This is a genomic window from Paenibacillus monticola (genome assembly GCF_009664975.1).
Classification (GTDB): Bacteria; Bacillota; Bacilli; order Paenibacillales; family Paenibacillaceae; genus Paenibacillus_AQ; species Paenibacillus_AQ monticola.
The window spans coordinates 193,614-218,653 of record NZ_WJXB01000008.1; the positions used below are offsets into that span (position 1 = coordinate 193,614).

The 25,040-nt window shown below is 46.1% G+C and carries 21 protein-coding genes, 1 tRNA gene and 2 riboswitches; of the genes, 12 read left to right on the forward strand and 10 right to left on the reverse strand.

The features are described from left to right. Positions 1-13 precede the first annotated feature (13 nt). Positions 14-1,300 (reverse strand): serine--tRNA ligase, encoded by a 1,287-nt coding sequence (gene serS, locus GJB61_RS20675; protein WP_154120913.1) that lies wholly within the window; start codon positions 1,298-1,300, stop codon positions 14-16. A 431-nt stretch (positions 1,301-1,731) separates the two neighbouring features. Here serS and ssuE point away from each other — a divergent pair, with 431 nt between their 5' ends. Together ssuE and GJB61_RS20685 are read left to right on the forward strand one after the other, a co-directional pair. Next, positions 1,732-2,286 carry an NADPH-dependent FMN reductase gene (gene ssuE / locus GJB61_RS20680; protein WP_338115992.1) on the forward strand — a complete coding sequence of 185 codons (555 nt, stop codon included), beginning with the start codon at positions 1,732-1,734 and terminating at the stop codon, positions 2,284-2,286. A 24-nt stretch (positions 2,287-2,310) separates the two neighbouring features. Further along, positions 2,311-2,718 (forward strand): GNAT family N-acetyltransferase, encoded by a 408-nt coding sequence (locus GJB61_RS20685; protein WP_154120914.1) that lies wholly within the window; start codon positions 2,311-2,313, stop codon positions 2,716-2,718. Positions 2,719-2,805: 87 nt separating this feature from the next. Here the strand turns inward: GJB61_RS20685 and GJB61_RS20690 are convergent, their stop codons facing one another. From GJB61_RS20690 to GJB61_RS20705, 4 genes are all read right to left on the reverse strand, one after another. Further along, positions 2,806-3,837 (reverse strand): ribonucleotide-diphosphate reductase subunit beta, encoded by a 1,032-nt coding sequence (locus GJB61_RS20690; protein WP_154120915.1) that lies wholly within the window; start codon positions 3,835-3,837, stop codon positions 2,806-2,808. A 234-nt stretch (positions 3,838-4,071) separates the two neighbouring features. Beyond that, complete coding sequence (locus tag GJB61_RS20695) at positions 4,072-6,405, reverse strand: ribonucleoside-diphosphate reductase subunit alpha (RefSeq protein WP_154120916.1); 2,334 nt, start codon at positions 6,403-6,405, stop codon at positions 4,072-4,074. A gap of 55 nt (positions 6,406-6,460) precedes the next feature. After that, positions 6,461-6,976 (reverse strand): anaerobic ribonucleoside-triphosphate reductase activating protein, encoded by a 516-nt coding sequence (gene nrdG / locus GJB61_RS20700; RefSeq protein WP_154120917.1) that lies wholly within the window; start codon positions 6,974-6,976, stop codon positions 6,461-6,463. Then, the gene (locus tag GJB61_RS20705) at positions 6,973-8,958 is read right to left on the reverse strand and encodes an anaerobic ribonucleoside triphosphate reductase (RefSeq protein WP_154120918.1); all 1,986 of its coding nucleotides are present in this window, start codon (positions 8,956-8,958) and stop codon (positions 6,973-6,975) included. The genes nrdG and GJB61_RS20705 overlap by 4 nt, the downstream gene beginning before the upstream one ends. 187 nt (positions 8,959-9,145) lie before the next feature. Continuing rightward, positions 9,146-9,377, reverse strand: a riboswitch (cobalamin riboswitch). A gap of 659 nt (positions 9,378-10,036) precedes the next feature. Between GJB61_RS20705 and GJB61_RS20710 the strand changes: the two genes are divergently transcribed. From GJB61_RS20710 to GJB61_RS20730, 5 genes are all read left to right on the forward strand, one after another. Continuing rightward, positions 10,037-10,345 (forward strand): MTH1187 family thiamine-binding protein, encoded by a 309-nt coding sequence (locus GJB61_RS20710; protein WP_154120919.1) that lies wholly within the window; start codon positions 10,037-10,039, stop codon positions 10,343-10,345. Between the two features lie 63 nt (positions 10,346-10,408). After that, entirely contained in the window at positions 10,409-11,182 is a 774-nt protein-coding gene (locus tag GJB61_RS20715) for a sugar phosphate isomerase/epimerase family protein (RefSeq protein ID WP_338115994.1), read from the forward strand. Positions 11,183-11,288: 106 nt separating this feature from the next. Further along, a tRNA-Thr gene (locus tag GJB61_RS20720) sits at positions 11,289-11,360 on the forward strand. 992 nt (positions 11,361-12,352) lie between these two features. Beyond that, positions 12,353-12,913: a hypothetical protein gene (locus tag GJB61_RS20725; RefSeq protein WP_154120920.1), complete on the forward strand. Its 561-nt coding sequence runs from the start codon at positions 12,353-12,355 to the stop codon at positions 12,911-12,913. A 327-nt stretch (positions 12,914-13,240) separates the two neighbouring features. Then, a complete protein-coding gene (locus GJB61_RS20730) occupies positions 13,241-13,639 on the forward strand; it encodes an aminotransferase-like domain-containing protein (RefSeq protein WP_195724419.1) in 399 nt (132 codons plus the stop codon). A gap of 69 nt (positions 13,640-13,708) precedes the next feature. Here GJB61_RS20730 and sigJ read toward each other — a convergent pair whose 3' ends face one another. From sigJ to GJB61_RS20745, 3 genes are all read right to left on the reverse strand, one after another. Beyond that, the gene (gene sigJ / locus GJB61_RS20735) at positions 13,709-14,575 is read right to left on the reverse strand and encodes an RNA polymerase sigma factor SigJ (RefSeq protein ID WP_154120922.1); all 867 of its coding nucleotides are present in this window, start codon (positions 14,573-14,575) and stop codon (positions 13,709-13,711) included. A 43-nt stretch (positions 14,576-14,618) separates the two neighbouring features. After that, positions 14,619-15,806, reverse strand: coding sequence for an NAD(P)/FAD-dependent oxidoreductase (locus GJB61_RS20740; RefSeq protein WP_154120923.1), 1,188 nt, complete (start codon positions 15,804-15,806; stop codon positions 14,619-14,621). A 246-nt stretch (positions 15,807-16,052) separates the two neighbouring features. Then, complete coding sequence (locus GJB61_RS20745) at positions 16,053-16,646, reverse strand: TetR/AcrR family transcriptional regulator (RefSeq protein WP_154120924.1); 594 nt, start codon at positions 16,644-16,646, stop codon at positions 16,053-16,055. Positions 16,647-16,807: 161 nt separating this feature from the next. Between GJB61_RS20745 and GJB61_RS20750 the strand changes: the two genes are divergently transcribed. Continuing rightward, positions 16,808-17,740 (forward strand): ketopantoate reductase family protein, encoded by a 933-nt coding sequence (locus GJB61_RS20750; protein ID WP_154120925.1) that lies wholly within the window; start codon positions 16,808-16,810, stop codon positions 17,738-17,740. 30 nt (positions 17,741-17,770) lie between these two features. Here GJB61_RS20750 and GJB61_RS20755 read toward each other — a convergent pair whose 3' ends face one another. Then, positions 17,771-18,289 carry a hypothetical protein gene (locus GJB61_RS20755; RefSeq protein WP_154120926.1) on the reverse strand — a complete coding sequence of 173 codons (519 nt, stop codon included), beginning with the start codon at positions 18,287-18,289 and terminating at the stop codon, positions 17,771-17,773. A 71-nt stretch (positions 18,290-18,360) separates the two neighbouring features. Next, a complete protein-coding gene (locus GJB61_RS20760; RefSeq protein ID WP_154120927.1) occupies positions 18,361-19,206 on the reverse strand; it encodes an alpha/beta fold hydrolase in 846 nt (281 codons plus the stop codon). A gap of 777 nt (positions 19,207-19,983) precedes the next feature. Then, a riboswitch (cyclic di-GMP riboswitch) is annotated at positions 19,984-20,073 on the forward strand. Positions 20,074-20,155: 82 nt separating this feature from the next. On the opposite strand from GJB61_RS20760, the gene GJB61_RS20765 reads away from it, so the two are divergent. The 4 genes from GJB61_RS20765 (at position 20,156) to GJB61_RS20785 (ending at position 25,025) form a co-directional block, all read left to right on the forward strand. Beyond that, entirely contained in the window at positions 20,156-22,048 is a 1,893-nt protein-coding gene (locus tag GJB61_RS20765) for a choice-of-anchor A family protein (RefSeq protein WP_154120928.1), read from the forward strand. Positions 22,049-22,285: 237 nt separating this feature from the next. Further along, positions 22,286-23,227 carry an alpha/beta hydrolase gene (locus GJB61_RS20770; RefSeq protein WP_154120929.1) on the forward strand — a complete coding sequence of 314 codons (942 nt, stop codon included), beginning with the start codon at positions 22,286-22,288 and terminating at the stop codon, positions 23,225-23,227. A gap of 873 nt (positions 23,228-24,100) precedes the next feature. Beyond that, entirely contained in the window at positions 24,101-24,490 is a 390-nt protein-coding gene (locus tag GJB61_RS20780; protein WP_154120931.1) for a NusG domain II-containing protein, read from the forward strand. After that, complete coding sequence (locus GJB61_RS20785; RefSeq protein WP_154120932.1) at positions 24,474-25,025, forward strand: Gx transporter family protein; 552 nt, start codon at positions 24,474-24,476, stop codon at positions 25,023-25,025. Before GJB61_RS20780 ends, GJB61_RS20785 begins: the two co-directional genes overlap by 17 nt. Positions 25,026-25,040: the final 15 nt, after the last annotated feature.

The window sequence follows — 25,040 nt, forward strand, 5'->3', positions numbered from 1 at the left end:
GTGGTTATGACATCTACTTCTGTGGAAGCTCTAACCGCTCTTTGCCATCCATATATTTGCGCAAAGCCTGGGGAATATAGATGCTGCCATCCTCTAACTGATGATTCTCCAGCAGCGGGATCAGAATTCTTGGCGTAGCCACTGCGGTATTATTCAGGGTATGACAGTATTGCAGCCGCCCATCCGCATCCCGGTAACGGATGTTCGACCGGCGGGCTTGAAAGTCCAGCAAGTTCGAGGCCGAATGAGTCTCCCCGTATGCTTCTCTGCTCGGCATCCAGGTCTCGATATCGTATTGCTTATGTGTCTTTAGCGACATGTCTCCACTGCAGACAGCCACGACTCGGTAGGGTAGCTCTAGCAGTTGCAAAATATGCTCGGCGTTGGCCAGAATTTCCTGCAGGATATTCTCCGATGCCCCAGCATCATTCCGGCATAACACCACCTGCTCGATCTTCGAGAACTGGTGCACGCGGTACAGTCCGCGGACATCTCGTCCCGCCGAGCCCACTTCGCGGCGGAAGCAAGCCGACATCCCGGCCAGTCGCAGCGGTGCTTCGAGTTCGACGATCTCATCGCTATAGAGCGAGACCAGCGAAACCTCCGACGTTCCGGCCAGCCAGCGGTTCTCCCCATTCAGCTCATAGGTCTGATCCATCCCTCCAGGGAAAAATCCTGTCCGCACCAGCGATTCCGGGCGGACAATCACCGGCACATCCAGCACGCTGAAGCCGCGTGCTGCCAATACATCCAGCGCCAGCCGCTGCACGGCGAGGTGTAGATAAAGGCCGGCACCCTTGAGCACATAGCTGCGGGGTCCACCTGCTTTGACGCCGCGCGGAATATCGATGATATCATGCAACTCGCCCAAGCTCACATGGTCGCGCAGCACGAAGCCAAATTCCGGGACTATTCCTTGTTGCCGCAGCTCTACATTCTCGCTGTCATCGCGGCCGATGGGGGTATCCGGCGATATCGGATTTGGAGCCAGCAGCAGCAGCTCCGCCACTCGGCTGTCCGCCTCGGCCAGATGAACTTCCAATGTATCTAAGCGGCGGTTAATCTCCCGCACTTGTTCCTTGGCAGCCTCCCCAGCTGTAGCTTCACCCTGCCGCAGACATTTCTCGACCTCTTTGGTCAGCCCATTCCGCGCGGCTCTGTGCTCTTCGGTTTCCTGGCGCAGCTTCCGCCGTTTGTCATCCCATTCTAGCAACTCATCTAGCGGGAAATCCACTTGTTTCCATGCAGCTGTCTTTCTAACGATTTCCTCATTGTCCCTGATCCAGTTCATGTCCAGCATCCGCGTTTCGCTCCTTTTGTCTTAAAAAAATACAAAAAACGCCCTCATCCATGGGACGAGGAGCGTCAGCTCGCGGTGCCACCCAGGTTGACCGATTTCGCATAAACAACAAATGAAATCGATCCTCTTTGGTCATCGCTATAACGGGCGAAACCCGGTAAACTTAGGGAGCTGCTGCTCCGGTCGCAGACGCCTCACGGTTGGATGCCGTTCATTGGCTTGATCGGGATGTAATATTGTTGCTAGTATAGCGCAAGAAAATGGCGAGTGCAAGGGGGCAGGCGCGTGGTAATCATAAGCACGCACTAACCTTTCTAAGCTAAGGTCAGTTTGACAATAATGAGCTTCCTTTGTTAGGATTATAACTAATTTAAAGTATTTTAGTCGGAATTAACAGCGTTGGCTGTTAACCGGACGGAAGAGGTGTAGAAGTGGCCAAAATTGTAGTCATTAACGGAACGCCATCCCTGGTGTCACGCATCAATGCAGTCATCGAATATGCAGAGGCCAGCTTAAGACAGAGCGGGTTTGAGGTAGATCGCATTAATGTCGCCGAGCTGCCAGCAGAGGATTTAATTCATACCAAGTTTGAGAGCGAGTCGATTGTCAAAGCGAATGGACTAGTGGCCGAAGCAGATGCGGTAATCGTGGTCAGCCCCGTTTATAAAGCGTCCTATACAGGCGTGCTGAAGACCTTTCTCGATCTGGTGCCACAAAAAGGACTGGCCGGCAAAATCGTGCTTCCCCTCTTCATGGGCGGCAGCTTAGCCCATCTGCTCTCCATTGATTACGCGCTGAAGCCAGTGCTGTCCGTGCTGGGCGCACGTCATATTTTGGGCGGCGTATATGCCGTGGATTCCCAGGTTGTCCGTAACGATCAAGGTGAAGTCGAGCTAGTGGACGAGTTGAAGCTGCGTCTGAACGAAGTGCTGGAAGAGCTTGTGCTAGAAACCAACCATAAGGCGGCGCGTAAGGTACAGGGTTAGTATTCGAGTGTCAGGAGCGATACGATGAGGATCGATTGGGCAACGGAGAGAGATTACAATTATCTCGTGGAACGTGACCATCATCTATTAGAACGTCTCATAATGAGCAAAATAAACGCCAAAGAAATATATATCCTGCGTGAGGCTGAAGATAGCAATATTGGCTTCATGAGATACAGTTACTTTTGGGACAATACACCATTTATGAATTTGATCTGGATCGATGAGTTGTATCGAGGTAAGGGGATAGGTGAGCAAGTCGTTACATTTTGGGCAAAAGAAATGAAACAGCAGGGCTGTGAATTGCTTATGACCTCTACCCTGGCAACTGAAGATGCACAGCATTTTTACCGGAAACTAGGCTTTAAAGACGCCGGATGTTTATTGTTAGACAATGAGCCTTTAGAAATCATTCTCACAAAATCAATCTGATGTATCCCGTACAGCAAGAGCAAACAGGCCGCTTTCACCAAAAGGTGAGAGCGGCCTGTTTGCTTGTTGCTATATCAAGTCCAGTTCTTACAAATCATCAAACCCGTTATCTTCGCCCACCTTGCCGTAGTTGCGGGACTTGGCTTCGAAGAAGTCAGTTTTGGTGGAGTTCAGCGCATCGTCTGAGAAAGGCTTAATCCACGGCATGCAATTGACGTCGACGCCGGTATAAGCTTTTTCCATACCCATCAGGGTCAGGCGTTTGTTCGCCGTATATTTGATGTAGTCGCTGAGCTCGTTCATATCAATACCGCGCACATTGGTGAGCGTATAGTGGCCCCAGTTGGTTTCCAGCTCGACCGCGCGGTCGATGGTCCGGTAGACGTAGTCCATGTTCTCCTTGGTGTTCAGCTCCGGGCAATCGACAAGCAACTGCTTGAATACCTCGGCAAAAAAGTAGCAATGCTGGTTCTCGTCACGTTGAATATATGAGATCATCTGGCTGGTGGACATCATCTTTTGGTCACGGGCCAGATTATAGAAGAAGGCAAAGGTACTGTAGAAAAAGATTCCCTCCAGAATAAGATCGGCCACCAGCGCATGGAAAAAGGTCTGGCGGGTCGGGTTGTCGCGGAACTCCTGATAAATATCGGAGATGAACTGATTGCGCTCCAAGAGCACCGGATCTTTTTTCCAATACTCAAAAATCTCCTTCTGCTCGCTATCCGAGACGATCGAGGACAGAACATAGGAATAAGATTGGTTATGCACCACTTCCTGTTGCCCTATGATGGCAGAGATGGCTTCCAAAGAAGAGTCGGTAAAATAACGCTTCACATCGCCGACGAACATCGTCTGCATCGAATCCAGTACCGCTAAGAGCGAGATATTGATCTTGAACACACGTTGCTCTTCCGCATCCAACATCGGAAACTGCTGGGCATCCTTGGACATCGGAATCTCATCTGCGATCCAGTGGTTCAGCAGCAGCACCTTGTACAGCTTATACATATGCGGCATACGGATATCATTCCAGTTCAATATCCCCGAGCATTCGCCGTCGATGATGCGTGTACTTTGGTTCGGTGCTTCAGTATTAAATATTTTTTGCAGTTGCATTTCTGCTCACTCCTTATATTCTTGCGAAGCTAATTTGCTTCGGTAGATGTTGATTATCAATTAGTGATGGAGCCATGAAGAGGAATTTTGGAACTGGAGAAGCGCAGCGTTCGCCTTTATCCTCGGATTTCCACCGCAAACGCGGTATAAATCAAGAAATCTGAGGATAACAGCGATCGGAAGTCCAAATATTCCTCGTAATGGCGGCTATATCACTGGAAATCTATGAGGCTTTTAGCTAGCGCAAGAATCACACTCTTCTATCGTCAAAGCCCGACTCCGCACATAATAAGTGGATTTCAAGCCGCCCTTCCAGGCGTTGATATGCAGCTCCAGAAACTCGGTAGCCTTGATGTCAGGGCGCACATATATGTTAAAGCTTTGGCCTTGATCAACGTGGCGCTGACGGGCAGAGGCCATGCGGATCGACCAGTTCTGGTCAATCATAAATGCTGTTTTATAATACCAGATCGTCTTCTCCGACAGATCCGGTGCAGGGTTGGCGATCTTGTAAGTTGTTTTCTCTTCGTAGGACAGCAGCTCATATAGCGGATCAATGCTGGCGGTGGAGCCGGCGATGATCGAAGTGGAACCATTGGGAGCAATGGCGAACAACCAAGCGTTACGAACGCCGTCTGTTGCCACTTCCTGCTGCAGCTCACGCCATTGTTCTGTAGTCACATATTTGCCTTCCTGTTCGCCGCTGGTGTAGCCGCGTGAAGTGAAGTAGTCCCCCGTCTCCCAATCGGAACCGGCGAACTTCGCATAACGGCCCTTTTCACGGGCTAACTCCATGCTCGAACGGACCAGCAGGTAGTTGATGTGCTCATACAGATGATTGTTATATTCGACGGCTTCCTCGGATTCCCAGCGGATACCCTTCAGCGCCAGCAAATGATGCAGGCCGAAGGTGCCGAGACCGACAGCACGGTATTGACTGTTCGTATATTGCGCTTGCAGCACTTGAATATTGTTAATATCGATGACGTTATCGAGCATGCGGACTTGAATTGGCACCAGTCTTTCCAGCACTCCAGCCGGAATCGCCCGAGCCAAATGGATGGAGTTCAGGTTGCAGACGACAAAGTCACCAGGGATCTTGGAGATGACAATCCGAGTCTGGCCGTCTTTTGTGACAAGTTCTTCACTTTCGATAACGGTAGCGGATTGATTCTGCATAATTTCTGTGCACAGGTTGGAGGAGAAGACCATCCCCTGATTGCGGTTCGGATTGGCGCGGTTGACGGTATCGCGGTAGAACATATACGGCGTACCGGTCTCCAACTGCGATTTCATAATCCGTTTCATGATATCGATAGCCGGAACAGTGATCCGGGACAGATCCAGATTAGCGGTAGCTTCGGCGTATTTGTCACGGAAGGAGCCTTGACCAAGCGCTTCATCGTAGAAATCCTCGAGACCCAGCGGACGGCCATTCTCATCAGTCCAACCCATAACCTTCTTCACTTCATGTGGGCAAAAAAGATTCCAGTGCGCACGGGCCTCCACCGCTTCCATGAATAGATCGGGCAGGCAGACGCCGTGGAACACATCATGCGCACGCATCCGCTCGTCGCCGTTATTCAGCTTGAGATCAAGGAAGGCGAGAATATCTTTGTGGAACACATCCAGATAGACTGCGACCGCACCTTTACGAGTGCCAAGCTGGTCCACGCTGACAGCGGTATTGTTCAGCTGGCGAATCCATGGGATCACGCCGGAGCTGGTATTCTTATGACCGCGGATGTCGGAGCCACGGGCCCGTATTTTACCGAGGTAGACACCGATGCCTCCGCCCATTTTGCTGAGACGGGCAACATCTGTATTGGAGTCAAAGATACCCTCCAGTGAATCGTCCACTGTATCGATAAAGCAGCTGGATAGCTGGCCGGCAACTTTTTTACCAGCGTTGGACATGGTTGGTGTAGCTGCGGTCATATAGATGTTGCTCATGGCCCAGTAGGCTTCTTTTACCAGATCCATTCGTTTCTCTACCGGCTCGCGGTGCATCAGGTACATGGCGATAATCATATAACGTTCCTGCGGAAGCTCCATCACGCGTCCTTCAAAATCATGCGCCAGATAACGGTCAGACAATGTAAGCAGTCCGATATAATCGAACAGCAAATCGCGTGTATAGTCGATAGAGCTGCCCAGTTCAGCAATCTGCTCTTTAGTGTAGTGGGAGAGTAATTCTTCGCGGTAAATCCCTTTTTTGACAAGATCGGTAATTAGCGGGTACAGCTCACCATAAGGCTCTTCCGGATAGGCTTTATAGCGCCGGTTGACGGCTGCTTTCTTGTAAAGGGTAGTTAGAAGGGAACGCGCAGCGACGAACTTCCAGTCCGGCTCTTCTTTCGTTACCAGCTCAAGCGCACTCATCGTAAAAGCACTGCTGATGTCTTCTCCGCTGACTTCTTCACGGCGCAATTTCGACTGCACACCGCGCAGCAGGGTTTCTCTGCTTAGGTGATCGAGACCGGACAAGACCCGGTCGGCGTACACGGAGAGGCGGATCTCATCAAAAGCCAGTTGACGGTTATCGGGTTTCACTACGAGTTGTGGCATAGGTAGTTCATCCTTTCTGATTTGGGCTTAATTTTCAATATCAAAAATTGATGTATTAGAGCGCAGACGGCTGCCAAAGAATGACCTCCGGGCCAGTTATGCTGGCCGGAACGTCAATAATGCGTTGATTGGTGCTTCCCCTGTAGGGAAGGGTAGTATCTTTCAATTCTTCGACGAAACGTCCATCAATCAGCACCTGACACTGCTGGAGCAGCGTCCATTCTGGTGAATCGGGTCGGGCTGTGATTTCTTCGTACGTATAGCCGCTGTAAATCCAAATTGGGAAAGCTGGCAGTCTGGCGCGGAGTCTATGAATGAACTCCACGGCCTCCATTGCCGAAAAGAAAGGGTCGCCACCCGCCAAGGTTAAGCCGTCGAGCAACGGGTTCGCGGCGATCTCCGCAATAATCTCATCTTGACGCACCAGAGTGAAGATTTCACCGTAGTTGAAATTCCATGTCTCCGGATTGAAACAGCCGGGGCAACGGTGGCGGCAGCCGCTGAAGAAGAGCACGGCACGCATACCTTCTCCCTCGTTAATCGACTCTGGGTAATAGCCGCAAATGTTCATAGATGCTTAACTCTATCGCGCACCTCAGCTTGCTTGGCAGCATTAAAACGGGTCTGATAATCCCCTGTTAAATATCCGGTAACCCGGCGTAAACGACGGATATGTACTGCACTCTCATGCACACCGCAGGAAGGGCAGTTGGTGCCGATGACGCCTTCGTAGCCGCAGCCAGAGCAGCGGTCGATCGGGTGGTTAATACTGAAATAGCTAACTTGCTGCTCCAGCGCGTATTTTATGATTTTGATAAAAGCTGCTGGGTTGCTGCGGGCATTTCCGTTTAATTCGACATAAGAAATAGCACCTGCATTGCAATACTCATGAAAAGGAGCTTCCAGGCTGATCTTCTGAGCAGCAGCCAGTGTGTAATATACAGGGATGTGGAACGAGTTCGTATAATATTCGCGGTCGGTTACGCCAGTAATGGTACCGAGTACCTTGCGATCAACTTTAGTGAATTTACCGGACAAACCTTCGGCTGGTGTAGCGAACAGAGTGATATTGAGATTCAGCTCTTCGCTCTTCCGGTCGCAGAATTCCCGCATGTGACGCACAACAGCCAGCGCTTTGGCATGAACATCCATATCCTCGCCGTGGTGTTTGCCGTACATGGCCTTCATGGATTCAGCCATGCCGATGAAGCCGAGCGAAAGACTACCGTGCTTCAATAGATCACCTACGGTGTCCTCGGGAGCAAGCAGTTCGCCGCCTTCCCAGACCCCTTCACGCATCATGAAGTCGGAAGCTTTAGCCATTTGTGCGGCCTGGATACGGTACCGATGGAGAAGACCTTCAAGGGCAATCTCCATATAATGATTGAGATCGTCATAGAAACCAGCTTCGTCAGCCACGGTGCGGCGATTAGTAGCTATGCCATATTCTAATCCGAGTCGGACCAGATTTAATGTATTAAAGGACAAATTGCCTTTGCCGGAGCAGCGGTTGCGGCCGAAGCGGTCACCGAGCACCCGGGTGCGGCAGCCCATCGTAGCAAATTCAGTATCCGGATTGCTTGGATCGTAATATTGCATGTTGAGAGGGGCGTCCAGATTAGCAAAGTTAGGATAAAGTCTGCGGGCCGAGCATTCGGCTGCTTTGAGAAACAGTTCGTAGTTGGGATCGCCCTGCTGCTGATTAACGCCTTGCTTGCATTTGAAGATTTGAATCGGGAATACGGGTGTTTCGCCACTGCCCAGTCCATTCATGGTCGCTGTCAGCAAAGAACTGATCACCAGCTGACCTTCTAGAGAAGTACAGGTACCGTAGTTAATGCTGGTGAACGGAATCTGCCCGCCTGAGCGGCTGGACATTGTATTCAGGTTATGAATCATGCTCTCAGCAGCCTGAAGGGTTTCGCTTTCCGTTTCCTTCAGCGCATAGCGGAAGGTTCTTGGATACATCTCGGCCAAATCGGTTCGGTTCATGGTAATTTCGCCGAGATGATCACCGGCTTGACCTTCTTCGAAGTAGCCGAGTCCCTTGCGGAATAGCTTCGTGAAGGTTTTGGTTACATAAGGAGCCAGATCGTAATCCAGCTTATTGGCGGAAACGCCGCCATATTGGGCATTTTGCTGGGACTGAAAAATAATAGCTACCAATGACATAGCCGTCATAATGGAGTTCGGAGGGCGGACGCTGCCGTTTCCCGTATTGAAGCCTTCACGCAGAAGCCGCTCAAACGGGATGAATATGCAGTTGGTCGTTCCGATGGCGTATTGATCCAGATCGTGCACATATACGACATTCTCTTCAATCGCCTGTACCAATTGTGGTGGCATAGTGAAGTTTCGAGCATACCACTTGGAATATTCACTGCCGAACTTGCTCATTTTACCGGAGAAGCTCTCCCCGTTCAAATTGGCATTCTCACGCAGCATATCCAAATCCGAGCTGTCGATGATGTCACGTCCTAAATGAATAACTTCCTCCAATAGAACCTCCTGTGCATGTTGCGCACCGCCTAACCGTTTCTCCAACAGCGTCATTATTTTGCTCTCTCCCCTCGGTATATAAGAAAAACCTTCTGACATTATAAAAAGGCATCTCCTGCCGAGGATGGCAGAAAATGCCCGTATGCGTAGCGTAAATATCCTCACAAAGGATATTTGCAGTGGTCTTCATTATGTAGGCCGCATGCGGACACCATTCCTGTTCCTCGCAGGTATAGATAGTTGGTGTCGATAGAAACAGGCAGATTTTCTGGCTTCCGGCATACCTTCCGGCGCCTTTCCGAGGGAGTGTTGCCCCTTAGTGGCGAATGCCGGTAGAAGCTGTCTCTGAGGCTGTTAAAAGCCTCAGGGACAATCCGGTTACAGTGGCGGGACCGCAGCGGATTCGCACCGCACTTCCCTATTAAGCTCTGATTCTCATAGAGGATCAAAGCACCTGTTTCACTATATTTTGTTGTCGTTTGATAAAGATAACCCAATATATAGTGTTTGTAAACAATTTTTTAGGAAACCCGCGCCGCAAGCGACTTCATCTCCAGTACTCCACAATTGATCCACAGGCTGTCCACAGGCCATCCACAATTGATCCACAAAAACCGCTGAAATGATTCATGAATTGTCCGAAAATATGCCACAAAGAGTCCATAATTGCAGTGCGGCTGGCACTGGATATCTCAAATGGGGAAATTTACAGGGATGCCAAGAAAGGAAGTTGTTTTGGTAAAGCATTGCTCCCACCCTTGCTAACTCTATATTGAATAGATTAATGTTGGATCAAATCCAACATTAATCTATTCAATATACTCTCAGAACGTAAATGTTGGATCAAATCCAACATTCGCTAGCTGTGGAGTCTCTTCTGATCTGAAATGATGGATTTGATCCATGAATTTAGCTGGATCAGGCTTTTTTTGAGAGAAAAGTTGTGTAAAATACAGGATTTAACCGAAATCTACCGTATGATCAGGCGCAGAAGAAGAGTAGGGCGGGGATAGCTGTTGCGTAATTTGTGAGTGAGCCTAGGAGTTGTTACAATAGAGGGTAGTAGTTCAAATGCTCCATAAAACTAAGCGTATGCTTTCGAAACTAGTTTTACTGCGAAGGAGGTTATCCAATGGCTATTGCTGAAGTGACCGTTATTCCGATAGGAACAGGCAGCACCAGTCTCAGCAGTTATGTTGCCGATATGCAGCGTGTGTTGCAGACGATAGAAGGCATTACGTATGAGCTTACATCTATGGGTACGATTATCGAGGGGCCGCTTTCACGTATTCTGGCAGCCGTAGAAGCGCTGCACGAGTCGCCTTTTACAGCTGGTGCACAGCGTGTCTCTACCTCACTCAAGATTGACGACCGCCGAGATAAGGCTTCGACAAGCCGCGGAAAGCTGGAGTCCGTGGAGCGCAAGTTGCTGGAGAACTAGTATTCTATCACAGTCTAAAAGTGAAGAAATTCAGACTTTTTAACAATAGAGGAGTGGTCTTGCGTGGCTAAGAAAGTGCAACAGGTAGGTATTCAGATGTACACTCTGCGGGACGAAGCCGAAAAGGACTTTCTAGGTACCTTGCGTAAGGTGGCGGCTATGGGCTACGAAGCGGTTGAATTTGCCGGATATTTTGGTGTGTCTGCTAAGGAATTACGCGAAACCCTTGATGAGATTGGACTGGCTGCGCCTTCTGCACATGTGGGTCTGGACTTCAGCAGTCTGGACAACATGCAATCTGCATTATCCAAGGAAATTGAATATGCACAAGAGGTCGGACTTCAATATATCATCACCCCAGGCTCTCCTGTGCCAGAGAATCCTACCCTTGACGACGTGACTGCGCTGATTCCTTTCTTTGAGAAGGCTTCTGAGCTAGTTCGGGCGGCAGGAATGAAATATGGCTATCATAACCATGATTTTGAATTTAAAAAGGTAAACGGCCAAGCCATTATCGACCTATGGCTGGAACGTATACCAGCGGAGCATATGATAGCGGAATTCGATTTGGGCTGGGTGCAGGTGGGCGGAGCCAGTCCGGCTGAGTATGTCTCCCGTTACGCAGGCCGCGTACCACTGGTCCATATTAAAGATTTCGGAGCCGATCATAAGGAAACCGATCTGGGACTGGGTGCAGTCGATTTCAACAGCATCTTCGAAATTGCCGATCAAGCCGGAATTCTTTATTATCTGGTAGAGCAGGAAACGTACGCTTCCTCTTCACTAGAGAGCGCCAAGGAGTCACTGGACTTTTTCCGTAAGCGTAACCTGCTCTAAGACGGATATTGAATGCTTAAAGTAATTCTTATCTTTTGAAATAGGGTTGTTTTTTCTGTTGAACGCAGTATAATTAGCTTGTTTGACAGAAAAACACCTTGTTCAAGCTGGTGTGGCTCAGGGGTAGAGCAACGCACTCGTAATGCGTAGGTCGGGGGTTCAATTCCCTTCACCAGCATCCATAAATACCATGTATGGCGCGGCTTTCCGGATTTTCGGGGCAGCGCTTTTTTGTTTTTTTGTTGGGACCTCTAACATTCTTCTAACCTTTACTCAAGTAAAGTGGTTGTTTCAGTTTCTTTCTGCACTCGTGGCGGCTTCCTATGCTGTAGTCACCAATGGCCGGAGGACCGTTCCTTGTAGGTTTGGCAGTATATGAGAGTAAGTATCCAAGGTAACATTGATAGAGGAGTACCCAAATCTCTTCTGGACGATCTTGGGATGAACTCCGCCTTTAGGAGTAGGGGATCAATTAGTATTATGTACTTATTTATTTTAGCTATGTGTATTCTTAGTTTTCCGCTGATGTTGATCGTGGCATAAGGTGGCCAAACACTATTCCTTATATACGCACATCCGATCTGGGTGCTGGTAATGATTACTTTTGTAATAGTTTGTTGTGAAATTGCAATGAAAGAAAAAGGAATTAAGAAAGAAATGTAAGAGTAGATTGCTGAAATAACTGACATGAGGGGTGTTCGAGATGATTAGATGGATTGAAGATGTGTCAAGATCAGAAGCTTAGGAAGAATATTCCCCCGGTATGGGTGTGATTACTCTTATTATTTTGATACAATTATAATGAATAAATCCAAAATTTGGATCTGGAGGATATTGGAGAATTGAAAGGGGGATTGATTATAACCACTATAGGATTTCCCACTAAATTGGTGTTTCCTAAAATCCGTCATGGTTTGTTCAAAGTATATTCTAATAATAAAGGAGGCTTAATTTAAAATGCTCAAATACATCCATTTATTAGGTCGAATTATGATTGGCTTCTCTATTTTAGTTGTTGTCTTTAAATGGGGAAGTATTAGTACAGCGTTAATTGTGTTTGCTATAGGAATAGCAATCCATATAATAGGGCTATTTTATAGAAAATATATACAAAAATAGTATAGTCGTGGTATATTATTTATGGAATATAATAGATTAGGAGGAATTTTAATGAAGAAAGTGTTTGCAGTTGTATCATCGTTGATGATTGTATCTGGTCTTTTTGGAGCCGTTGGGGCATCAGCAGCGCCAGTAGCTCCAACTGTTGCAGTAGATCAAGCAGAAAATTTAGTAACTCCATTTGCAAATCCAGACGTAGCAGTTAACGGAGGATATGGTTATGCACGTTACTATGCTTCTGGTGGTAGAGTGGATGTTGAATTACATAGTTTCTTTTTAAATCCTCAAGATGCAAGAGTATACGCCACGAAAAGCGAACCAAACCTTTGGGAGGGTATTGCATGGTTTGCAGTATCTTGCATACCGTATGCAGGAAATTATATTGGTGGTTTAGGATTATTAAGTCAGATACAAGATGCCGCTTTTGTAAGCAGCATTAGAAGATATGCGGATGTAAATCAAAGTGTTGAAGTTACTATTGTAAAGGATACCGCGTACGGCATTACTACGAGATCAGCACAATATTGGAACGGGATGAGAGATACAGTACAAGCGCCGTTACCAGGAAATCCAGCTTATTTAATCAGTTCTTATGCGCAAGTTAAATATTAACACCATCAACTTGGGGCATAACCATTTTTAATAGAAGCATAAAAAACGGTTTTTCTATTCACGTGATTCGATAGAAAAACCGTTTTTTGATATGTAATTGAAAAAGTAGCGCCGACCTCGATTTCCCATCCTAGCGATTGCAGCCTCTATTGAATTGAGTGAGCAAAGCTCATTGCCATCGGTCTCTAACTTCGGCTGGGAAGGGGCCGAAACCAACTTGTCGTCTTCTCTCTATAAAGGACGACGAAAAATGATATGATAGAAGTGTGGAGGCCGCATTCTACCGTTTTGTAACATCGATTTATTCCGTCGTCCTCTATATTTTGAATGAAAAAGAGGTCTCCGGTTTCTCTGCTGCAGCAGCGGATTATTCACCAATTTATTCTTTCAGGGCATTGGGAAAATCACCTGCGAAAAATAACTGTCGCCAATAAAAGAAAATACGATTTGCTGATTCGAACAATTCAAGAATGGATGGGTGATAAAGTCACTATCCATGGAGGGAATGCCGGTTTGCATATATTGTTGGAATCCAGCCAAGGTCTATCTGAAAGCGATATGATAAAAAGGGCAAAAGTAAACAGAGTGTTGGTTTATCCTGTGTCAACGTTTTGGCTGGAAGAAAAAAGGTATTCCGATAATATGGTTCTATTGGGATTTGGGAATGTACCGGAAGCAAATATTGTTGATGGAGTAAGACAATTGGCTAAGGCCTGGGAGATATAAGGGGGAAAAGAGGATACGGAAAGCAGTGTCCTCTTTTTTAGTGCCCAGCGAGCTTGATGTTGACCGCTCTTATATATGCAAAAGCTTATCGGGATTCCTGATGAAATAAATGTTTTGAATCAGATTACGCTCCACATGCATTAGCACAACTGTTGTGAGGCCATCATTTGAATGGATGGTCAGTCCGGTTTGCCCATTGATTATTTTCAATTCCACTTGCATTCCTTGCTCGTAAAGAGGTTTCTTGCCACTTAGGCCAAAAAGAAATCTGACTACGTAATCACGGGAAACGATAGGGTGGACAGCGGCATTTGCTTTGCCACCTCCATCGGAGACCAATACCACATTCTTGTGGAGCATAGATATCACTCCGTCTACGTTGCCCCGTTCCAGAACACTCAGAAATCGGTGAACCCATTGTTCGCTTTCCGCTTCGAGTTTTAAGAAAGTCTCATCGTTTATGATCCCCATCTTGCTCCGGGCGCGGCTGAAAAGTTTGCGGCAATTGGACTCACTTTTATCGATGAGCTCAGCTATAGCTTGATAATCAAAGTCGAGTGCCTCGCGTAGAACAAAGACCGTACGCTCAGCAGACGACAGTCGCTCAAGCAGTACCAACATGGCATAAGAGAGCAGTTCTTCACGGGCCACCGATTCAAATAGCTCATCACCAGCAGTCGAAATCGGCTCAGGAAGCCACTCTCCAAAATATTGTTCTCGCCGTTTACGAGCTGACTTGTGCATATCCCGGCAGCGGTTTACAGTCATTCTGCAGAGGTAGGCCTTCGGTTCAGCCATGTACTCCAAATTCAGATCAAGAGCTTTCACTTTCAAAAATACGTCCTGAACTACATCTTCCGCATCGGCGACAGAGCCTGTAAGTTGATAAGCAAGGGTAAACAGTAGATTTTTATATTGCATATATATATTTTCCATTTCAGGTTCCCATCCTTATGCATTGCTCAGCTAGTTTCAGGTGTTATCTATTTATCATACTGGCCATATCCCACGTATATTTTCTTAATCTATGGCCTAGCTTTCCGGTAATAAGCAGATCTATACCCCATTGGCGTGTCCAGACCATCCCCTGCTCCGGACCCAAACCAAAGCAGAAGAAATCCATATAGGCTTTATGAGAGGGAGCCGGACGTCCAGCAAGATCCGACGAGATGATTTTCCCTAGTCGCACCGCCTGTGCAATGGCCTCCTTGCATGTCTTTCCATCCGTTTTTCCACTTACAGGGTCCTCAATACGAGCGCAATCACCGATGCTGTATATTCCTTTGACGCCCTGCACCCGGTAGCTCGCGTCTACGCTGACATAGCCCTTTGAATTAACCGGCACCCCGATGCTTGGCAGCATGGGATTGGGCATAAGCCCTAGTGTCCAGATACAAAGCCCGACGGGAATCTTGTCACCGTTGGATAAAGCCAGTACGCCTTCCTTTTCCTTTAATACTTTGCTCTCATGAACAACGGCTACCCCGAAGGCTTCCAGAGAGGTCTGCAGCTTCTGTCCGACCTTGGCCGGCCCATTTGGAAAGAGTCGCTTGTTAGCATTAACCAAAATAATCTTCACATCAGCGGGGTCTAAGCCTAACCGCTTTGCATCCTCATGAACCCAATAGGCCAACTCGGCAGAGGTTTCAATGCCACTGATGCCTGCTCCAGCAACGGCAATCGTCATCAATCGACGGCACTCTTTTTCATTAGTTTCAGCTACAGCCTTCTGTAAATTCCCACGCCATACTTCCCTTATTTTCTGCGCGGCATCTAGATTCGTAAGCGCTATTCCACCTTGATCTGGCTCAGGCCGACGTACTACACTGCCCACTGTTAGAACAAGCAACTCGTAGTCCAGTGACTGTTCCTTTCCTTCGGCATCATGATATATAACTTGCTTCTGCCCGGGGTCAATCTTGGTCACACTTCCTTGTACGAACTCTCCCCCTTCGGGGAGCAGCCTTTCGAAAGGTACGCGGATATCTTCGTTTCCGGCAGCGGGTTTAAACAATAATACTTTGCGAAGATGGAAGGGGTTTTTGTCGATAAGAATAAGCCGCAAAGTGTCATGATTTTCATCATTCTTCCAGTTTTTCTTTATTTCTTTCACTGCATGGATTCCGGCATATCCGCCTCCAATAACAATGCAAGTAAACTCTTTCATGAATCGCCACTCCTTTATCTTCGTTTGCACATAAAACGAGATAGAGTATGATTTTGTGACAGTAATAAAAGGGGGTCACGCACTGTATAAAAAGGAGTAACTTCAAGAGGATGAGGAGTGGCAGACCATTTTCAGAGCAATCCTTTGAGAACTCATTCCACTAACGAACAATGATGCTTCAAAAAAAAGAGACAGCCTAGGACTTTGTTTTCTCGTACATGGCGGGCGCTTTTTCTATTACTGGGTTCAATCTGAAATTTGTGTTACGAGGTCTGACTGTTTTATAAAGGGCAGCACTTGATTCAGCTGGAGAAGGGCCCATAACTGTTCCGTGATCTCTTGTGCAGAACAGGGCATCGTATGAGTAAACCACCATTCAATCACTCCGACGGTCGCCGAACTCAAAAATTGCACTAAAATCTCCTTGCGTAAATCGTCTAGGCTTAAGTTGTTTTCATCGATTTGTTCTCGGATGCCCTCTTTCATCATTTCCTGCAGGTGATTTCTGAAGGACGGAACGCCTTTGTTCGTTAGTAAAGTCCTGAAAAAGAGCGCATTCTTCTCCATTAACTCAAACGTTCGCAGCAATGAAGCCTTAGAGGAGTAAGTTCCCTTGTCATCAACTGGTAAGCAACTTTCGATTAATTGTTTTAGTTGAGTCTCTATGCATTTATCCAATAAATCATATTTGTCCAAATAATGCGAATAAATCGTGCCCCGGTTTACATTCGCACACTCTGCTATTTCGTGAATTGTTATTTTTTCGAAATCTTTTTCCGCCATCAGCTGAATTAAGGCATCCATAATGGCTGTTTGGTTCTTTTTTATTCTTCTGTCCATGGAGAGGCTCCTTATTTATTAGACTATTGATTGGAATCTGTTGAAAAACCAACAAAACTGCTAAATCTAGCGATTGTTTCAAGTGGGGTATACTGCTAACCTGATTATATTGAACAAATGCCTAAAAAACAACATTTGTACGAATATGCGGGAGGATAGCTATGAGAATATTAATTTTTGGTGCGGGAGTTTTAGGGGGTTATCTTGCTCATGCATTAGTGCGCGGAGGAAATGATGTCACAGTGCTAGCAAGGGGGAAGCGAGCCGAACAATTGAAGAAAGACGGACTTGTCATTCGCCATTATTTTCAGCGTAAAACCACTGTAGATGAGGTGAAAGTCATCGAAACGCTTCAATCAGATGATCTCTATGATCTCGTCTTCGTTGTGATGAAATATAATGATTTTCCAGCCGTTCTGCCTATTCTAGCAGAGAATCAGAGTCGGAATATTATTCTGGTCGGTAACAATGCTGATGCCCATGGGATGCGAGATTTTCTGCTGGAGAAGAGCGCCGTGGAGAAAAATGTGCTCTTCGGATTTCAGCTTAGTGGAGGTCTCCGCGAAGCGGGTGGTCGCATTATCTGCATACGTGGAGGTGGACAAATGGTACTTGGCAGTCTGGACGGCGAGATTCCAATCAAGCCTTTACTAGAAAATGCTTTCAAGCATGTTAAGTATAAATTAGCTTATGAAGAAGATATGGACGCGTGGCTTAAAAGTCATATCGTGCTCATTGTGCCCTTGAACTCCGCAAGCTATCTTTATGACGGTGATTTAAAAAAGGTAGCTAAGGACAAGAAGCTATTGAAGCAAGCTATTACCGTAATGGACGAAGGGTTTCAGCTATTAGAGAAATTAGGTTATACGCTCGCTCCTGCAAATCAGGCTAAGGTTATCCAAAAACACAGACAAGTTGTATACTATGGTCTAAAAATCTATCATAGTTTACCGTTTGCAAACTTGGTGGATGGATCTTTCGGTGAGATTGCAGCTTTGTTTGATTCATTCGCTAAGTTGAAACAACAATCAAACCTTGCGACTCCCAATTGGGATGAATTTGAACAACGAACGATGGCTAAGTTTAATAAATAGTCGCTGTTTGATTGTTAATAGGACGGTATATTATTCCACTGTTTCAATGAGTTTCTTAAATGCAGGATTATCAAATCGATCCCCCTGTACAAGCCATTCCCCATTCACTTCAAACAGAGTCAATATACCCTCCATAGGGATACGTTGACTTTCTTTGCCTTCTTGATCCAACAATACAAGGTCCACGGTATAGTTCAACTCGACAATATCTTTCTTTTGCTCCTCCAGCTTAAATTGCAGGTTTTCCGGTTTTAAAGAAAGCTTCTGTTTTTGGGAGGCTTCCAGAGGTAAAGTTGTGTACCGGTAATTGACTGCCTTTTCATAAAAGGATTCCGTAAAAAAGGGTTTCATCTCTTCATTACGTTGTTGAATGGATGTTTCGGAGAGTATATCCGCGGAAGCTTTAATGTCATACTCCACATTTTTGTAGTTCTCTGCTGCTTTAACAGCATCGTCAACCTCTGCAGTATTTGACGCAGCTTGACTGCAGCCAGTAATTAACACGAACGAAAGAATAATGCACTTAGCAACCATGGAAATTCTCTTCATACAAGATTCCTCCTCCAAAAGTAGTACAGAATAAAGAGCTCCCGCAGGCAAACTGCCGCGGGAGCACAAAATTAGTTCAGTAAATTCAAAATTTCGTTAATGACCAGCTGTGGTTCACTTAACATTACATAATGTCCAGAGTTTTCAGCTGTTACAGATTTGGAAAAGTCTGAATAAGAAGCTAATGTAGCATGGAATCCAAACCATACCGATTTGAAAGCTTCCGAAATTTGTTCTTGAGATGCCGTTATTACTGAAATTGGAATATTCCGCAATGGATCGTGCTTCACCGTATCCGCTGCTTGATTTAAACTTTCCAAGACGGTTTCATGACTTCCCTCAACCGTGAATTGACCTGTATATGCAGCAATGAAAGCATCATAATCTACTGGATCAGGGAAGGCTTCATGAAGTGCTTCATAGAGGGCTTCTTCTTGGTTCTCGAAGGAACTGTCTACGAATACGATACCTGCGACATCTTCACCATAACGGTCTGCATAAACACGGGCATTTGTCCCACCAATGCTATGAGCAACAATTATGTAGGGTCCTGGAATATGAGCTCTGTTCAAAAGCTTGTGTAAAGCTTTTACTTGATCTTTTGCATCCTTTTTGTTTTCAGATACGTTATCACTTTGGCCAAGGCCAGCTCGGTCATACGATACGGTCAGTGTATGCTGTGCAACAACAGATTGAATACCTGCCCATATACTGGAGTCATCACCATATCCACTTTCAAAAATGACAGTTGGTTTACCGTTCGATACGCCTTGTATATTTGCATACAAAGAATAGTCTCCCAGGTCATATTTGCCTGTGGTTCCTACTGTACTGGTCTCAGCACCCGCTATACTTGCAAACATTGATACAATTAAGATAACAACTAAAAACATAAGGCCAGATACTTTGCTCTTCATTACAAAATTCCCTCCATTGTTTTATTTGTCCTTTGCTGGGATTAAACTGCCCCTATAAATAGTTATTCAATAGGACATGACAACATAATAAATTTACCATATATTACATATATAATCCATTTATTCAACCGGTCGCGGTAAAAAAATATTAATTCGTGATTTTTATGTGATTTTAATTTAATAATCAGCTGAATTTCAGGTTAGCGGGCTATATTTAATAAATCAAACACCCCCCGGTGTTTTGTATACAATTTTCAGGTCTTGCTAACTCCCATGGCAAGGCCTGTTTGTTCACCACCCAAAATAGGAACGTATATTCGCGTTGTAACTTAATGTTCAAAAATTAATCAATGGAGTTAATAAACAAAGGATCAAGTGTGACATTATTCACAACGTATTTAAAAGAATTAATTTATATTAAATTTGTAATAATAAAAATGATTCTATTGACCTAATGAAGGGGAGAATTGTAATGAATCATGAGGGAAGTCTTAAACGCGGTCTGATCTTTGGTTTGTTCTTAAGTATTCCATTATGGGTGTCCATGCTCGGCTGGATACAGGTGTTATAGAATAATATAAAAGCCTTACGGGAAGCGCCTTTTGGCGCTTTTTTAGGTTTTAATTAGGTTTGTCGGATAGGATACGCAGGAAATTAATTGTGTTGTCGAAATAATTTTAAAAAGGAAAGTATTGACATGTGTTGGAGAAGCACGATAAACTAAAATTAGTTCAAAAGTAATAGTTCTATAACTCGATTTACCATAATATATACCGTCATGTATAATAGCAAACTGTCCGAAAGGGCGGGACGCAAAGTCCAGGAATCTAAAGCGCTGCGAAGCGCAATGATCGTCCGACTGCCATGAAGAGAGCAATTCTCCTTCTTGGTGGTCTTTTTGTTGTTTATCATCAGTAAACTTCTATGAATGAATGGGAGGTAGGATGTCTTGAACAAGAGATTAACAGCGGCGCTTTCAGTGGTACTGGCAGGGACATTGGTTGTGGGGAATCTAGTTATTTTTAACAGAATCATCAGGGCAGATGCACTTGTAATGCCCTACACATCTACACCTGTATTAGGTATCGCGGGTAATTTTAATGCATTTATATTTAATGATTTTGAGCAAAAGAATGATCAGATTGAGGGGCGTCTTGCGGCAGGAGGAAATATTAAGCTGGAGAATTACGGAGTGGGTCGTGCGTATGACTCTGCTACAAGTGGCGATGTATTGATTGCGGGTAACAATCTCACTTATATTAACAGCGGCCAGGTTCATGGAACTGCGGTTTATGGGGGGAATCTCGTAGCTAATACCCCAAGTGTTAACTTTATGGGGGGAACAAGAAAGGCACAGCCAATCAATTTTGCTGCCGAAGAGCAATTCTTGCTTGACCGCTCTGCAGAGTATGGAGCTTTATCAGAGACACATCCCGTCGTAAATAATTATGGGACTCTTCATATTAACGCCCCGGATGCAGTTAATATTGTTCATCTGGATGCTTCAGTTTTAGGGAGTGCCACGGGTATACAATTCAATATCGCTAATGATGCAACGCTTATTATCAATATAAGTGGTAATTCGGTTCACGTGCCCAGCTTTCAAATGTGGGATGGCAAACCAAGTAAGGTCATATTTAATTTCTATGAGGCCACTTCGCTCAATATTGAGCACACCACATTTAAAGGTACAATCCTAGCTCCTAAAGCAACAGTTACCTATGGCAGTGCTGAGCTTTACGGCACTTTAATCGCCAAATCATTTAATGGGGAAGTAGAAATGCACTTGGGGCTCTACACTGGTGATGATCCTGTGCCAACCCCTACATCGACACCGACACCGACAGCAACGCCAACAGCAACGCCAACAGAAACACCGACACCGACACCGACAGCAACGCCAACAGCAACGCCAACAGAAACACCGACGCCGACAGCAACACCGACAGAAACACCGACGCCGACAGCAACGCCAACAGAGACACCGACGCCGACAGCAACGCCAACAGAGACACCGACGCCGACAGCAACGCCAACAGAAACACCGACAGCAACGCCAACGGAAACACCGACACCAACAGCAACGCCAACAGAAACACCGACACCAACACCGACAGTAACACCGACAGTAACACCAACACCAACACCAACACCAACACCAACACCAACACCAACACCAACACCAACACCAACACCAACACCAACACCAACACCGACACCAACACCGACGCCAACACCAACACCGACACCGACGCCAACACCAACGCCAACACCGACGCCGACGCCGACGCCAACACCAACACCAACACCGACGCCAACGCCAACGCCAACACCGACGCCAACACCAACGCCAACACCGACGCCGACGCCAACACCGACGCCAACGCCAACACCGACGCCAACGCCAACACCGACGCCAACGCCAACACCGACGCCGACGCCAACACCAACGCCAACGCCAACACCGAACGTAGGTCCGTTTTTTATACTGCCAACCCCTACAACCTCTACAGTTATCGGTACGATTGTGGATAATGATACAGTAATTGATGAGGAACCTGTTCCTTTGGGACCCGTAGTTACGGCTTCACCTGTGACGCCAACAGCCTCGCCGCCCAAATCGCCGCAGCCTACGGTTACTCCTAAACCCACAGCAGGCCCAACGCCTGGGAATGAGATCATCATAGATGATGAGATTCCGCTGGGTAATGTAGCTGTTGAAGAAAAGCTGCCACAAACGGGGGAATCAAGCCCAGCACCTTATTATATTGCAGGTCTGACGCTTACGGGTGTAGGTTTACTGCTCAGCAGAGTGGCGAGAAGAACCAAGCACAAACGTTAAAGAGTGAGCCTAGCAGACACTAGTTGCTTAAATGAGGAGCTGCTTTCGGGAGTAACAATTTCCGGGAGTGGCTCTTTTTCGAATTGTAATGGACGGCATATTGAACGTGAATTCAGTATAAGCGGGATCGGAACTATTCAGACATTGTATTATTTCTGTTTCGCGCTAATGTCGTGTTATACTATGCTGAAATTAAATGGTATCAGATTTGTAGAGGAAGGACAGGTGATAGTATAGATGTGGCTCGTGGATATTATTGCGGTTATTATCATTATTGCCGGGGCGGTAACGTACGCTGGATTTTTTTTCTACGGGATTGCAATTAAGCGGGCGCCCAAGAAATTTCTGAGTGAAACATCAGATTTAAAGGTAGAGACTCCGGTTGCCGGTGCTTCTTGGGGAGAAGGGCAGGAGTGGGTCTCCCGCCAGAACTTCAGAAATGTAGATATCCTTTCACATGAAGGCCTCAAGCTGCGAGGTTATTTACTAACTTCTGAGCGTGCAGCAGGTCGTACAGCTATAATTGCACATGGTTATTCCGGTAAAGGCAAAGATATGGGTGCTTGTGCGAAATTATATTACGAGAATCTGGGCTTTAATGTGCTAATTCCCGATGCCAGAGGGCATGGGGAAAGTGCAGGGAATTATATTGGATTTGGCTGGCCGGAGCGCCATGATTATTTACAATGGATCCAATATGTTATAGAAGAGACAGGTCCGGATGCACAGATTGTGTTGCACGGAGTATCCATGGGTGGAGCTACGGTACTGATGACCTCCGGTGAAGCCTTGCCGCCACAAGTAAAAGCCATAGTTTCCGATTGTGCGTATACCTCGGTGAAAGAGCAGCTGTCTTACCAATTGCGACGCATGTACCGGCTGCCTAGTTTTCCGTTCGTACACAGCGCTAGTCTGGTCACCCGGCTGAAGGCCGGTTATTTCTTCGGTGAAGCGTCTGCACTGAAGCAGGTGCGGAAGGCAAAGGTGCCCATTCTGTTTATTCACGGGGATACGGATACCTTCGTGCCGTATACGATGCTGGATAAGTTGTTCGAGGCATGCCCCAGTCCAAAGGAGAAATTCATAGTCCCACAGGCAGGGCACGGTCTGGCGTATGATACGGATAAGGCAGGTTATGTAAGCAAAGTGAGTAGTTTTGTTGTCCGTTATGTAGTATAGCTCTGAAACGTAGACAGAGCCCGATATCCGCTATAAAGCGGTTATCGGGCTCTTATATTTTCCACACATGGTTAGCTTCCTTTAATAAAGAACAGCTCAACCAAGTTTTCTCGTTATATTTAATCCCCCGCCGTTCGTGATAACGGGTGTAATAATTCCTAGTTTATTTCCAGCAGCCGTGTGGCGAGAATAATCCTTCCAATACGACAAAAGCCCTACCTCTCTTTTGCCCTTGCGGCTCCATTGACCGCGCCAGTGTGAATCGGAATGCTATGTTTGAATTTAATCTCATAAAAAGGAAGAGTACTGCAAGAAAACGTAAGATTCTGTGTCCAAAATGCCGATAAAAGTATTAAAGATAACAATCGGCTTGACATCTTCTTGATGGGGATAAATATACGGAAAATCAAATACTAATTAATTATAGCACAACTATATTCAAAATACAAATTCTATATTAACTAGTATGAGGCTGGAAACGGAGGGACGGATGAATTTATACGCAGCATTTTTGAAGAAACAAATTCGTAATTATTTGTTCGGCTCCATTGTCGCTGTAATCGCGGTAGGAAGTGTATCCCTGAATTTGCCGGATTATTCTTAGGGTATTTCGGGAAAAATTATAAATCAAACAAAACGGAGTATCCGGGACAAGCTGGATGAAATGTAAGGTATTATAGGTTTGCGTGCTCCCCGCAAAGTGCTTAAGAAAGAGCTCATAATCAAGAGCTCCACTTTGGGGGGAGTTTGCGTGCCTATTTTGTGAACTGGTCTTTAAAAACGACAATTAACGACTACATTCATTGAAGGATTGAATGCAGACCGTTATAATTAATAAGTCTGGATTTTAATTAAAAAATAAGGGAGATTTCTATGAAACGCGCAGATGTGCTGCTGATTTCTATCGTCCTGGTTGCTGCGCTCGCTTTTCTCGTACCGAAGTGGTTTTCGGGCAATGAAGATAAAGATGGGGCTGGCAAGAATCGTGTAGCCAATGTGATGGTAGATGGCAAGCTATTTCGAACAGTAAAACTTACAGAAGAAGAACAAACAGTTGATATCCGCACAGAACGTGGCTATAACATTTTGAAGGTGCATGATTACGGGATTGAAATGTATGATGCCGATTGCCCTGATAAGATATGCCTTGGTTTTGGTTTTATTACCCTGCCTAAACAGACGATTGTCTGTTTGCCGCACCGAGTATTAGTGGAGATCGCTAGTGTATCGGGGGAGGATGATGTAGATGCCTATGTCCAGTAGTGAATCAGCAACAGTCTTAAAAAGGACAGTAATCATTGCCATTTTTGCCGCAGTGGCTGTAGTACTGAGTATTGTGGAAGCACAGATACCATTAGTGGGGATGGGGCTGATGCCTGGCGCAAAGCTGGGATTTGCCAACATTATGATTCTGACTTGTATTTTCTTCTTGCGCGGACGTGACGCATTTCTGCTGGTTATCCTGAAGACTTTGCTTACCGCATTTTTGCTCGGTACTTTCTCCAGTCTGCTCTTCAGCTTGTCCGGTTCGTTACTCAGCTTTGTCGTAATGTTCCTGCTGGTTCGGTGGGGACGCGAGAAGTTCAGCGTCATCGGTATCAGTATCGCCGGTGGACTGGCGCACAATACCGGCCAGCTTTTGGCGGCATCCCTAGTGTTTAATTCACTGAGTATTTTATACTATTTGCCAATTCTGCTCATCACTGGGGTGGTAACAGGGATTGCCGTCGGCTTCGCCGTTCGTTATCTGGTAGCATCTCTGTCCAAAATAGCGATATTTGAAGAATTTCTGGACTGACCGGTCACAGCAGCG